This is a genomic window from Mesorhizobium sp. M0848, assembly GCF_040319805.1.
Taxonomy (GTDB): Bacteria; Pseudomonadota; Alphaproteobacteria; order Rhizobiales; family Rhizobiaceae; genus Mesorhizobium.
This window is the reverse complement of the sequence record NZ_JAMYOM010000004.1, coordinates 42,683-55,288: the sequence shown is the minus strand read 5'-3', so window position 1 is coordinate 55,288 and position 12,606 is coordinate 42,683. Positions and strand designations below refer to the sequence as shown.

Annotated in this window: 14 protein-coding genes; 9 read left to right on the top strand and 5 right to left on the bottom strand. The window is 60.9% G+C overall.

Annotated elements, in window-relative coordinates:
- Window positions 1–77 precede the first annotated feature (77 nt).
- The 9 genes from NKH95_RS05515 to pqqE all read left to right on the top strand — a co-directional run bounded on the left by NKH95_RS05515 (window position 78) and on the right by pqqE (window position 7,625).
- Window positions 78–1,979 (top strand): methanol/ethanol family PQQ-dependent dehydrogenase, encoded by a 1,902-nt coding sequence (locus tag NKH95_RS05515; RefSeq protein ID WP_127293373.1) that lies wholly within the window; start codon window positions 78–80, stop codon window positions 1,977–1,979.
- A 179-nt stretch (window positions 1,980–2,158) separates the two neighbouring features.
- Window positions 2,159–2,683: a c-type cytochrome, methanol metabolism-related gene (locus NKH95_RS05510; protein WP_023810386.1), complete on the top strand. Its 525-nt coding sequence runs from the start codon at window positions 2,159–2,161 to the stop codon at window positions 2,681–2,683.
- Complete coding sequence (locus NKH95_RS05505; protein ID WP_352440181.1) at window positions 2,655–3,548, top strand: quinoprotein dehydrogenase-associated putative ABC transporter substrate-binding protein; 894 nt, start codon at window positions 2,655–2,657, stop codon at window positions 3,546–3,548. The genes NKH95_RS05510 and NKH95_RS05505 overlap by 29 nt, the downstream gene beginning before the upstream one ends.
- Window positions 3,545–4,105 carry a PQQ-dependent catabolism-associated CXXCW motif protein gene (locus NKH95_RS05500; RefSeq protein ID WP_352440180.1) on the top strand — a complete coding sequence of 187 codons (561 nt, stop codon included), beginning with the start codon at window positions 3,545–3,547 and terminating at the stop codon, window positions 4,103–4,105. The genes NKH95_RS05505 and NKH95_RS05500 overlap by 4 nt, the downstream gene beginning before the upstream one ends.
- Before the next feature lie 166 nt (window positions 4,106–4,271).
- Window positions 4,272–4,367 carry a coenzyme PQQ biosynthesis protein A gene (locus NKH95_RS33435; protein WP_013532074.1) on the top strand — a complete coding sequence of 32 codons (96 nt, stop codon included), beginning with the start codon at window positions 4,272–4,274 and terminating at the stop codon, window positions 4,365–4,367.
- A gap of 153 nt (window positions 4,368–4,520) precedes the next feature.
- Window positions 4,521–5,459 carry a pyrroloquinoline quinone biosynthesis protein PqqB gene (pqqB, locus tag NKH95_RS05495; RefSeq protein WP_352440307.1) on the top strand — a complete coding sequence of 313 codons (939 nt, stop codon included), beginning with the start codon at window positions 4,521–4,523 and terminating at the stop codon, window positions 5,457–5,459.
- Window positions 5,456–6,214, top strand: a complete 759-nt coding sequence (pqqC, locus tag NKH95_RS05490) for a pyrroloquinoline-quinone synthase PqqC (RefSeq protein WP_352891157.1) — start codon at window positions 5,456–5,458, stop codon at window positions 6,212–6,214. The genes pqqB and pqqC overlap by 4 nt, the downstream gene beginning before the upstream one ends.
- Entirely contained in the window at window positions 6,211–6,507 is a 297-nt protein-coding gene (gene pqqD, locus NKH95_RS05485) for a pyrroloquinoline quinone biosynthesis peptide chaperone PqqD (RefSeq protein ID WP_128303310.1), read from the top strand. Before pqqC ends, pqqD begins: the two co-directional genes overlap by 4 nt.
- On the top strand, window positions 6,504–7,625 hold the full coding sequence (gene pqqE / locus NKH95_RS05480) for a pyrroloquinoline quinone biosynthesis protein PqqE (RefSeq protein WP_128303309.1): 1,122 nt from the start codon (window positions 6,504–6,506) through the stop codon (window positions 7,623–7,625). Before pqqD ends, pqqE begins: the two co-directional genes overlap by 4 nt.
- Window positions 7,626–7,631: 6 nt before the next feature.
- Here pqqE and NKH95_RS05475 read toward each other — a convergent pair whose 3' ends face one another.
- From NKH95_RS05475 to NKH95_RS05450, 5 genes are all read right to left on the bottom strand, one after another.
- Window positions 7,632–8,597, bottom strand: a complete 966-nt coding sequence (locus NKH95_RS05475) for a DUF3592 domain-containing protein (RefSeq protein WP_352440178.1) — start codon at window positions 8,595–8,597, stop codon at window positions 7,632–7,634.
- A 117-nt stretch (window positions 8,598–8,714) separates the two neighbouring features.
- Entirely contained in the window at window positions 8,715–9,323 is a 609-nt protein-coding gene (locus tag NKH95_RS05470; RefSeq protein WP_128303308.1) for a class I SAM-dependent DNA methyltransferase, read from the bottom strand.
- A gap of 154 nt (window positions 9,324–9,477) precedes the next feature.
- On the bottom strand, window positions 9,478–10,566 hold the full coding sequence (locus NKH95_RS05465; protein WP_502895165.1) for a glycoside hydrolase family 25 protein: 1,089 nt from the start codon (window positions 10,564–10,566) through the stop codon (window positions 9,478–9,480).
- Between the two features lie 148 nt (window positions 10,567–10,714).
- Window positions 10,715–11,491 (bottom strand): phosphodiester glycosidase family protein, encoded by a 777-nt coding sequence (locus NKH95_RS05455; protein WP_128303307.1) that lies wholly within the window; start codon window positions 11,489–11,491, stop codon window positions 10,715–10,717.
- 72 nt (window positions 11,492–11,563) lie between these two features.
- The gene (locus NKH95_RS05450; RefSeq protein ID WP_023810374.1) at window positions 11,564–12,436 is read right to left on the bottom strand and encodes an undecaprenyl-diphosphate phosphatase; all 873 of its coding nucleotides are present in this window, start codon (window positions 12,434–12,436) and stop codon (window positions 11,564–11,566) included.
- Window positions 12,437–12,606 lie beyond the last annotated feature (170 nt).

Sequence of the window (12,606 nt, the reverse complement as noted above, 5' to 3'; positions counted from 1 at the left end):
CCCCCCGTGAATCGCTTGGGCAAGCCCTTGTGGGCTCAGCAAATGATTCATCACTATGAACCTCGGGAGGAATTCGGATGCGTGTACTTACGAAAGCTACCTATATTCTAACCACTGCGGCGTTTCTGTCGCTCGGCGCGGCCTTTACGGCGTCGGCTAACGAGGACCTTGCAAAGCTGGCTTCGGATTCGAAGAACTGGGCAATGCAGACAGGTGACTACGCCAACACCCGCTATTCCAAACTCAACCAGATTACTGCGGACAATGTGAAGAACCTGCAGGTCAAGTGGACCTTTTCCACCGGCGTGCTACGAGGCCACGAGGGTGGACCGCTTATCATCGGCGATGTGATGTATGTCCACACGCCTTTCCCGAACAATGTCTTTGCGCTCGACCTCAAGAATGACGGGAAGATCCTCTGGAAATACGAACCCAAGCAGGATCCCAACGTCATTCCGATCATGTGTTGCGATACAGTCAATCGCGGCGTTGCCTATGGTGACGGCAAGATCATTCTCAATCAGGCCGACACCACGGTCGTCGCCCTCGACGCGAAGACCGGCAAGGTCGTCTGGTCGGTCAAGAACGGCGACCAGACCGATGGCGGCAAAGGCGAATCCGGTACGGCTGCCCCCGTCGTCGTCAAGGACAAGGTGCTCATCGGCGTATCCGGCGCCGAATTCGGCGTTCGCGGCTGGCTGGCCGCCTACAATCTGAAAGATGGCAAACTCGCCTGGAAAGCCTATTCGGAAGGTCCGGACGCGGACACCCTGCTCGATCCCGAGAAGACCACGCATCTCGGCAAGCCGGTGGGCAAGGATTCCGGCACGAACACCTGGGAAGGCGAGCAGTGGAAGACAGGCGGCGGCACGACATGGGGATGGTATTCCTATGATCCCAAGCTGAACCTGGTCTACTATGGCACCGGCAATCCCTCGACGTGGAACCCGGTACAACGCCCCGGCGACAATCGCTGGTCGATGACGATCATGGCCCGCGATGCGGATACGGGTGTTGCCAAATGGCTCTACCAGATGACCCCGCATGACGAATGGGACTATGACGGCATCAACGAGATGATCCTCGTCGATGGCATGGAGGTCAACGGCGCCAAGCACGACGTGCTGGTCCATTTCGATCGCAATGGTTTTGCCTACACCATGGATCGCGCCACCGGCGACCTTCTCGTCGCCAAGAAATACGATCCGGCCGTGAACTGGGCGACGGAAGTCGTCATGGACCCCAAGAGCGAACAATATGGTCGCCCGCAGGTCGTGGCGAAATATTCGACCCAGCAGAACGGCGAAGACACCAACTCGACGGGCATCTGCCCGGCGGCGCTTGGAACGAAGGACCAGCAGCCGGCGGCCTATTCGCCGAAGACCGGGCTGTTCTATGTCCCGACCAACCATGTCTGCATGGACTATGAGCCTTACAAGGTGAGCTACACCGCCGGTCAGCCTTATGTTGGCGCCACCGTGTCGATGTATCCCGCACCTGGCGGCGACGGCAACATGGGCAACTTCATTGCCTGGGATGCGGCCAAGGGTGAGATCGTCTGGTCGAAGCCCGAGCAGTTCTCGGTGTGGTCGGGCGCGCTGGCGACAGATGGCGACGTCGTCTTCTACGGTACACTCGAAGGCTATATCAAGGCGGTCGATAAGGACGGCAAGGAACTCTACAAGTTCAAGACCCCGTCCGGCATCATCGGCAACATCACGACCTACGAGCAGGGCGGCAAGCAGTACATCGCCGTTCTGTCCGGCGTCGGTGGCTGGGCAGGTATCGGCCTGGCAGGCGGCCTGCTTTCGCCTGATAACGCCGCTGCCTGGCATGGCGCCGTCGATCAGGGCCGTGCCCAAGGCGACGAGGCGGCGGTCGTTGGCACCGCTGGTCTTGGTGCCGTCGGCGGCTACGCGGCACTTGCCGACTACACAACGCTGGGCGGTCAGCTCACCGTCTTCGGTCTCCCGGATTGATGCGCCGGGAACCTTGAGCACGCCTCGGGTCTTGTGAGACCAAAGGCTTGAAGAACGAGAGCCCGGATCATCCGGAAGCCATGTCCGGGCTCTCGATTCGGTTACGCACCCAAAAACACCGATCAATGCCGGTCGCGACAGCAAAACCGTGTCCATTGGCAAATGAAGGAAGCGTTTGAATGTCCGTTCGCATTGTAATTTCGGCTTTGGTCCTGGCTCTGCTGCCTCTGGCAAGCTCAGGCGTCGCCCAGGCCGACGACAGCATGGAAAAAGCCAAGGCGGTAAAGGAAGAAGGCGGCAAGTATATGGATGCGGATGGAAATCCGACCTACAAGATCGAAAACGGAACCGTCGATTGGTACACGTTCAGCGGCTACCGCCGGTATCACTCCGATTGCCATGTCTGCCACGGACAGGACGCGACAGGTTCGAGCTATGCGCCGGCTTTGGTCAACAGCCTGAAAACCATGGATTACGCCACATTCCTCTCGATCGTCGCCGAAGGCCGCAAGAATGTCGGCGGCGGCAAGGAAAACGTTATGCCTGCTTTTGGCGACAACAAGAATGTCTATTGCTACATGGACGACCTCTACGTCTACCTGCGCGCGCGCGCAGATGGCGCGGCCCCCCGCGGACGGCCGCCCAAGCACGAAGACAAGGCCCAGGCGGCGAAGGATGCCGAAGCATCCTGCATGGGTGGATGACATGATTGGCCGCGATGCATTGAAGCTGCGCGTCGTTCTGCCGATCCTCGGCACACTCGCCTTGCTGCCGTCGAACGCGCATGCGCAAAGCGCCGGTCTTGGCGCGGCGGGAGAACTGGTCGATCCCGACATTCTGCGCGTCTGCGCCGATCCCTCGAATATGCCCTTCACCGACAAGAGCGGCGAAGGCTTCGAAAACAAGCTGGCCGAGCTGGTTGCCGCGAAAACCGGGCGCAAGTCCGTCTCCTACACCTGGTTTCCCACGATCACCGGCTTCGTGCGCAATACGTTGGGGGCCAACCGATGCGACATCATCATGGGCTATGCCCAAGGCGATGAGCTGGTGCAGAACACCAACGCCTACTATCGCTCCGCCTATGTGCTGGTGCATCCAAAAAGCCACGATATGGAAGGTGTGGAAACGATCGAGGATCCCAGACTCACGGGCAAGACGATCGGCGTCGTTGAAAGCACGCCGCCAACCGCCAACATGGCCGCCAACAAGCTTCTGCGGACCGCCAAGATCTATCCGCTTGCGGTGGATACGCGCGTCACCCCATCCATGGGAGAGGTCATGATCAAGGACATGCTGGCACACAAGATCGATGCGGCGGTGCTGTGGGGACCGATGGCAGGTTACTATGCAAGGGAACTCGGAGCTGATGTGACGATCGTTCCACTGGTGAAGGAAAAAACCGGCTCGCGCATGTCTTACCGCATCACCATGGGCGTACGTCCGTCCGACCAGGAATGGAAGCGGACGCTCAACCGGGTGATCAGGGAAAACCAGGCTGAGATCACCAGGATCCTGCTGAGCTACAACGTGCCGCTGATCGACGAACACGACAACCTGATTACCCAATGAATGGAAGGGAGACTATTTTCTTGCTGGTCGCCGCGAGCCTTCTGGGTCTGACCGAGCCGACATGGGCCGGCGATGTCGTCGAACCCAGCGGTTTCCGGATGGACGACTATCGGGCGCCGGTGCCGCGGACGCTGCAAGGCGCGAGGGTGGTGACGACGGTGGAAGCGGAAGCGCTGTGGCGAGCGAAAAAGGCGATCTTCTTCGACGTGATGCCGGACACGCCCAAGCCGGCCAATTTGCCGGCAGGAACCATATGGAGGGACAAGGTCAGAAAGGACATTCCAGGCAGCACATGGCTGGCCAATGTGGGATACGGCGCTATTTCGCAGGAGACCGCCAGCTATTTTCGCCGAGGCCTCACGGCCAAGGCCGGGACGGACAAGTCGCGCGCGATTCTGTTCTACTGCATGACGAATTGCTGGATGTCGTGGAATGCGGCGAAACGCGCCGTCGAGTGGGGCTACAGTTCAGTAATCTGGTATCCGCTTGGCGCTGATGGGTGGGAAGATGCAAACCTGCCACTGGAGGAGAAAAAACCCTACGCCACGACCAATTGAAGTAAGGACTGCAATTATTCTCGATAGTTTGTTTTCAATTTTTCAAAACCTATTGTTTCATTTGTCCATTTTGAGACTTGATGGACGAGCCATTGCGTCGGTGCCCTGCAATGGTTGGCTAACGACAGGATCGGTCCCTTCGGGCTGGTATAAGAGGAGAAATGTCATGAAGAAGAACTGGAAAAAACCGACCATGTGTCAGGTTGCCGCTGGCTTCGAAATTTCACGGTATCTGCCTGCTGAAATTACTCCCAAGAAGTAGGCCGCAGAGGTGCGCGTCCCTGGCGACAGGGGCGCGCATCCCCTCGCCGCATGGGATTTTCGTGAAAGATTTTGACGCACGCAAAGCGTGCGAAGCGTTTTTTGTGACTGCAAATTGCCTGCAGGTCAGAGAAGCCGCCGCGCGGGCATTTTCATGCATTTAAAGATCATCGGATCGGCGGCGGGCGGCGGCTTTCCGCAATGGAACTGCAACTACCGTCTGAGTCGTGCGGCTCGCACCGGCATGGCCGGCGTACATTCACGAACCCAGTCAAGTGTCGCCGCCTCTGCGGACGGGTTCGGCTGGGTTCTTTTCAATGCCTCGCCCGACATTCGCCAACAAATCGCTGCAACACCTGAACTGCAGCCTGCGGGCGATGCGCCGCTGCGCTCGACGCCTATTCGCGCGGTGGTGCTGACCAATGCCGATGTCGATCATATCGCCGGACTGCTCAGCCTGCGCGAACGGCAGCCTTTCGCCATCTATGCAACGGCGCAGGTTCTGGCGACGCTGGAGGCGAATTCGATTTTCAACGTTCTCGATCCAGCGCTTGTGCCGCGGCGCATCCTGCCGCCGACGAAAGAATTGGCCATCTGCGATGCAGAAAGCCGCGAGACCGGCGTGATGATCGAGCCCTTTCCGGTGCCCGGGAAGATAGCACTCTATCTGGAGGATAGAGACCATCCGGATGCCAATTTCAGCTCCGACGCAGGTGATACGATCGGAGTCCGAATCGCCGGCATCGGCAGCCGCGGCTCCGTCTTCTATATTCCGGGCTGCGCGCGCATCGATGCGCGCTTACGCGCGCGTCTCGCCGATGCCGCCTGTCTTCTGTTCGACGGCACGGTCTATACCGACGAGGAGATGATCGTCGCCGGCGTCGGTCAGAAAACCGGCGCGCGCATGGGGCATCTGGCGATCTCGGGAGAATTGGGTTCGATCGCCGGCTTGGCCGATGTGAAGGTTAGCCGCCGTGTGTTCGTCCACATCAACAACACCAATCCCATCCTTGACGAGAATTCCGCCGAGCACGCGGCGGTCAAGGCGGCAGGCTGGGAAATCGCAAGCGACGGTATGGAGATGGAATTTTGAGCGGCTTCCGCGATGCAGCCAAAGGCGGACTCTCCACGAGCGCTCTCGAAGCCGTATTGAGGCAGGTTGGCGCCGAGCGCTATCACAATCGCCATCCCTTTCACCACAGGATGACCAGCGGCGCGTTGTCAAAGGCCGAGATGAAGGCCTGGGCGCTGAACCGCTATTGCTATCAGGCGGTCATCCCGCGCAAGGATGCCATGATCCTCGTGCATGCCGAGGATCCGGCGTTTCGCGCCGCTTGGCGCAAGCGGATCGAAGACCATGACGGCGAGGACGGCTGGAGCGGCGGCATCGCGCGCTGGCTGCATCTGGCAACTTCGCTCGGCCTGGACGCCGAGGCCGTGAAGAGCCAAAGGCTGGCGCTGCCGGCGACGCGCTTCGCGGTGGGCGCTTACCTTTCCTTTTGTACAAACCGGACGCTGTTCGAGGCGGTCGCGTCGTCGCTGACCGAGATGTTCTCGCCACTCATCATCGGCGAGCGGGTGCCGGCAATGCTGGCCAAATACGACTACATCACCGAGGATACGCTGGCCTATTTCAGGCAACGGCCCGAACAGGCCTCGCGTGACGCCGACTTCGCCCTCGCCTACGTGCTCAGCCACGCCGATACGGCGGAGCGCCAGCAGCAGGCAATCGATGCACTGGTGTTCAAATGCGATATACTCTGGGCCATGCTTGATGCGCTTCAACACGCCTATGGCGAGCAGGGAAACATACCGCCCGGCGCCTTCCAGCCTGAGGCAGCCCTATGATGGCGCTGCGCGAAAGAGCCGTGGTGTCGCTGCGGTCGGTACCTTCGCTGCCGAAGCACGTGCGCATACAGTACGATTCCGTGCGGCAGGCATTCGCCGTGCTTTCACCGGAAAAGATATTCTGGCCGAACGATGTCAGTCTCGACATATTGCGCCGCTGCGATGGACGGGCAACGGCAGGTGACATCATTGCCGGCCTTGCCGCGGATTATGAGGCTGAACAGGAGGCCGTGGCGACCGACGTCATCGCCTTCCTGCAGGAATGGTCGGACAAGCTGCTGGTGAGGCTATGAGCACGCCCCTCCTCCCTCCAATCGGCATGCTGGCGGAACTGACGCATCGCTGCCCGCTGCAATGCCCTTATTGCTCCAATCCGCTCGAACTGCTGAAGGCCAATCGCGAACTCGACACAGAGACCTGGCTCGCTCTGTTCTCGGAGGCAGCCGATCTCGGAGTGCTGCAGGTGCATCTGTCCGGCGGCGAGCCGACACTGCGCCGCGACCTCGAGCAATTGATCGCCGGGCTTGCGGGGCGCGGCGTCTACACCAATCTGATTACCGCGGGCGTTGGCATCGTCGAGGGCCGTATCGAGGCATTTGCCGAAGCCGGTCTCGACCATCTGCAACTGAGCTTTCAGGGTGCGCGGCCGGCGACCACCGATCGCATCGGCAACCACAAGGGCGCTCACGAAAAGAAGCTGGAGACGGCACGCCGCGCGCGCGCTGCCGGTCTGCCTCTTACCATCAACGCGCCGATCCATCGCCATAACATCGAGGAAGTGCCGGAATTCATCGATCTCGCCCTTTCGCTGGGCGCGGAGAGGCTCGAGATCGCCAATGTGCAGTATGCCGGCTGGGCGTTGACCAATCGCGACCAACTGATGCCCGAGCGTGAAGCGGTCGACAGGCAGGCGGAGATCGTCGCGGAGGCACAGGAGCGGTTGGCCGGCATCATCAACATCGATTTTGTGACGCCGGACTATTTTGCGATCTATCCCAAGCCGTGCATGGGCGGCTGGGCGCGTGACGCCTTCATGGTGACGCCTGACGGCACCGTACTGCCCTGTCATGCCGCACAGACGATCCCGTCTCTCAGCTTCGAGCGTTTCGAACCACGCAGACTGTCCTCGATCTGGGCCGATTCACCGGGGTTCAATGCCTTTCGCGGTACGGACTGGATGCAGGAGCCGTGCCGCGGCTGTGAGCGGCGCGAGATCGACTGGGGCGGCTGCCGCTGCCAGGCGATGGCGATCGCCGGCGATGCCGCCGCAACGGACCCGGCTTGCGCGAAATCGCCGATCCATGCTCGCATGGCAATGCTGATCGACGAAGCCAAGCGCATTGCCACAATTCCTTCGAGAGAAGAACCATTCGTCTACCGGCGGATCGGCGCCGTGACCGAATCCGCCTGACCAGTGTCATACCAGCCCGAGCAGAAAGGCGGCGCCGCCGAGAAAGCCTGCCGAGCAGATCCATAGCAGCCCAAGCCCCCGGACCCGGCATTCGAGCACCGCTGAGCCGGGGTTGACGGGGTCATAGTGAACGTCGACCTTGCTACCTTCGACATATTGCCGTGCCTGGCCGCCGACGAGGCCGGGCAGCGAGGCGGTCACGGTGGCGCCGAAGGTCACACGATCGGCGCTGTAGCGCTGGCCGGCGACGCCATAGGAGTAGACGATGCGGGATTTGAAGACGGTGCGCCAGCGACCATAGCCTGAATGGTTTCGGAGCGCCTGCAGGCCTGAGGTTTCGATGCGGCCGGCCGCGATCGGCCATTTTGCCGCCTGTTCGGCCAACGATTTCTGGGCAAAACCCATGCGCAGGATGAACAAGCCCATAAAAAGCAGCAACGCCGCGGCACCGAGATTCTGCGGCTTGGGCAAATGCGGCCCGATCGCTTCCAGAACACCGCCGACGGAAAACACCAGCACAACCGCCCCGATCACCAATCCTGCCGAAAGTTGGACCATGAACTTGAAGGCGCCGTCCGGCAGTGTGCGCTCGATCACCGCTTTGCTCGGATCGGCCGGATTGTAGAAGACAGTCACCTCCGCGCCGCGGGGAAACTGGGCAAGGGTTTCAGCGACTTCGAAATTCCCCAAATTCTCCTTCACGCTGTGGCGCGAGCTTTGAAATTTCTTGCCGCCGACCTTGTATTCGAAGGTGATCGCCGGAAAATTCCGCATTTCGGTGGTATCGCTGCTGTCCGAGCCAACGCCCGAGTTTCTCACTTCACGTGCCTCGACGCGCGAGGAAATGATCTTTCCCGGCGCCGGCAGCCAGCGGCTGAGCGCTTTCACCTCTCGCCATTTCATGAAGGTGATGAACGACAGCGCGCCCGCGACCACGCAGGCAAAGCCGACAAGCATGATCTTGAGTTCCAACTCGTCTCCCCCAGGAGTGCAGGAACTTCACATAGACAGCAAGGCTGCGGCAATGTCTTGCTTATTCGCGAAATCTGAAAAGGCTGAGCAGCGCAAACAGCGACAGCGTTCGGCGGGTCATGCAGGCTTGACGGCCAGGAACGTGTTCCATTCTTCGCTATCGCGGCCGACGTTGAAATCGTCCCTGATGAGGACGAGCCCGGCGCCTTCGAGACGGGCCGCGAAGTCGTCCCTGCGCCAGTAGACCATGTGATATTCGCCTGATGTCTCGCCGTCGCCATTGCGCATCGAGACGAGGAAGGCGCCGCCCGGCCGCAGCGACCCGGCTATCTTGGCAAGTACCTGGTCGGTCTCGTCGCGAGGCACATGGATGAGGACGCATAGGGCCAGGACTGCGTCGTAGGGGCCGCCGAGATCATCGGTGATGAGATCGAGCAACTCGCCATGCTTGCCACGCGCGGCCTGCAGTTCCAGAAACCGCTTGGTTGCGTCGGTGCGCCGGACTTTGACGCCCAAAGTCTCCAGAAAATCCGCGTCGTATCCAGCTCCGGATCCGACTTCCAAAATCCGGCCGCCTGCACCGGCGATTGCCACCAGGCGCTTCAGCGATGCCTGCTCTCTCTCATTGGGAACATGGCGCACAATGGCATCATATTGTTCCGCATAATCCTCGTAAGCGCTGATCGTTTGACGGCTCTGCGCCAGAGCCTCCGATGACACACCCATCTTTCCCTCCCATGCGTCCATGTCGGTCAAAGGGCCGGACACTTTCCTCAGCGAATGCTGCCGGCGGAAGCGTGTCCATCGAGCAGTCCGATATCGCGCTTGCCCAGACCGCGGGCATCAGGCAGAGCGAAGCGCGCCGGGACTGACGACTGTCTCAGTTGGCGTCGGCTACCGTCTGCCGGCCGCCGGCCCAGGCGCGCCATTGCCGTTCGTCGCCATGGAAGACATTGAGGTCTATACGGCCGGTGACGCCGTGCGACAGGCCGGAGCCGGAATACTGCCAGAAGAGCCATTTGCGGCCGGGATAGACCTTTGACGGATGCTGGGCCACGGCACGCAGCCAGAACGGATAGTCGAGGAATTCGCCCCTGAGATTGTCGCGGTAGAAATCGGGCGCGGTGTAGATGATGGGACGCTGGCCGTAATGGCGCTCCAGCTTGTCCATGAACACCTGCATCTTTTCCAGCACCTTTTCGCGCGACGGCCGGCGCTTGCAGCTGGACTCGCCGTTCCACTCGACGTCTATCACCGGCGGCAGTGCGCCTTCGACCCTGGGCACGTTGCGGATGAACCAGTCCGCCTGCTCGCCGGCCGTGCGGCACCAGTAGAAGAAATGATAGGCGCCGCGCTTCAAGCCGGCGGCGTCGGCGTTGCGCCAGTTTTTCATGAACATCGGATCGAGGTGGTCGCCACCGTCGGTCGCCTTGATGTAGGCGAAGTTGGCGCCCTGGGCGCGCAGCTTGTCCCAATTCACGTTGCCTTGCCAACGCGAGACGTCGACGCCGTGCACTGCAAGGCGGCGAGGCGAAGCCTTGCCGAAATTGATAGGCTTGGCATCACGAAAACCGTAACGGGTGAGCGGCCCGGCAAGCATGGCCGGTGCCGCGCGGGTCAACAGCTTGGGCGGCGACACCAAGGCTGCCGGCTCGACCGGCAACCCGCCGACATCAGGCACTTGGGGATCAGGCACATCAGGTGCGGCAAACACCCCCGTCTCTTCCTCCTCCGCCAAACCAAACGGGCGCCTCGGACCGTTGTCAGACATGGAGGCCAATTCGGCCCTTGCCGCCCTGTTGCCCTTTGCCGCCGGAGCAGCGGCGATCGGTGCCGGCGGCCGAATCACGGAACTGGTGGTCTCGTTGGACGGTTTCTGCAAATCCAGCGCGTCGACGCCGGCCGTTGAAGAGCAGCCGGCAAGGCATAGCGATGCGATCAAAAAACTGACGACGCCCGGAATCCGCATCTGGACCTGTACTCAAAACACAACAGACCGAGGGCAAAACGACAGCCGACGGACAAACCGGATCAGTTATGAATGAGAAATTACCAATAAAGTTTGAATCAATTTTTTTCGCCCATACCGCGTGTGGGTAAGCGCGGTGGAAAACCGGCTAGGATTTCCTGAAAACGCCGATCATCGGCCCGAGATTCCAGTAGTCGTCTTTGCGGCCGATGGCAGGCGCAAACAAGCTTGATATCGTGCCGTCGAGGAACAGCGCGTTGTCGCAGCCAAGCGCGTCGCGGAAAAGCCGGGCGAAGGCATGGAAGGTCACTGTGCCGTTCGAAATCGCAAAGACCGCGACGCCGTCCTTTCGCACCCCGACACCGTCGCGGGTTTTCCGCGAAGTGCCGTCAGCCTGGAATTTTGGATGCAGCTTGCCGTCGATCACCAGCATCGGCCCCGATTGCGTCGCATAGTCGACGGTCGGGCGCCTTTTCACGAAATCCCTGGTGGCACGGACCGCGGCCTTGCCGTCGCGCAGGTAGAAAATGCCGTTCGGCTGCAGGGAAAAATTGCCGCTTCCCGATCCCGTTTTCACCGAGGCCATCTCCTGGCCACGCTCGACATAGAGGCCGACCGGCGCGAGGTTAGGGTGATACATGCCGGCATTGATGCCGAACACCATCGTGCGCCCGATCGCCTGTTGCGCGGCATGCAGATTGTGCAGCGACTGAAACGGCTTGCCCGCCGCATCCTTCCAGAACAGCTCGAGCTGGTATCGTTTCGGATCGACCTCGCAAACGAGATAGCTGGTCGCCTCGAAGGTGAAGTCCCGGCATGGCGGCAGTGAAGCGGCCCACTGGCCAAATGCCGCCACCGACGGCAGTGCGCCCTTGGCCAACGCCAGCAGCAACGGCAGTGATTGCAGGAGGGTCAAAAAATCCATGTGCGTACCGGAATCGAAGTTCGAGGTCCGGTACGGATATAGCCCGTTTCAAGCGATACTGTGGAACTTGCCTTAGACGAGCCATCCCATCGCCACGCCCAGCAGCAGGACGACACCGAGCAGGCCGCGATAAATGACGAACGGCCAGGCCGAGAAACGCTCCAGCACGTGCATCAGCCCCCATATGGCGAAGAAGGCGGAGATCGAGGCGACGACCAGCCCGACGGCAAGGACCGACCACCCATGGGCGTCGAGATGGACCTTGTGCAGTTCCCAGAGTTCCTTAAGGCCGGCGAGTGCAATCGCCGGCAACCCGAGCAGGAACGAGAAGCGCGCCGCCTCGGCCCGCTTGAAGCCGAGCCCCAGTGCCGCCGTCAGGGTCGAGCCCGAGCGCGAGACGCCGGGGACAAGCGCGCCGATCTGGGCAACACCGACGAGCAGCGCATCGGTCAGCGACGCACCGCCCATGCTGCGCCGGTGACGGGCAAAGATCTCGGCCAGCGCCAGCAAGATCGCCATTGCGATGCAGGCCCAGCCGATCACCGTTAGGCTGCGTAGCGGCGAATTGCAGGCGTTGAGCACGCCCGACAGCGCCACGCCGGCGATGACGATCGGGATCGTCGCCAGCACGATCCAGAGCGCCAGCTTGAAATGCCGGTCGGCGAAATCGCGTCGCGCCAGAGCGTCGAACGAACCAAACAGGATATTCCTGACATCACTCCAGAAATAGCTGACCACCGCGGCAAGAGCCGCGAGTTGCATGGCGGCGGAGAAGGCGGAGCCAGGATCCTGCCAGCCGAGCACGGCCGGCACGATGCGCATATGGGCGGTCGAGGAAATCGGCAACAGTTCGGTGATGCCTTGCACCACGCCGAGGAACGCCACCTTGGCGAACCCCAGCCCGACGAAGCCCGTGTCCAGGCCTTGTGTGCAGATGTCGGCCAAAATCGAATTCCGTGCATGAGAGATCAGAGTTGCGTGGACCGACCACCGGTCAATCCCCGACAAGCCTTATCGTCATGGGCCGGATAATCAATTTACGGATTTGTAAGCTGGCGTGCCGAAGTGCACGCCGTTCGAAAACCGGCCCACCTTGGAGCCGGCTTGAGATACAC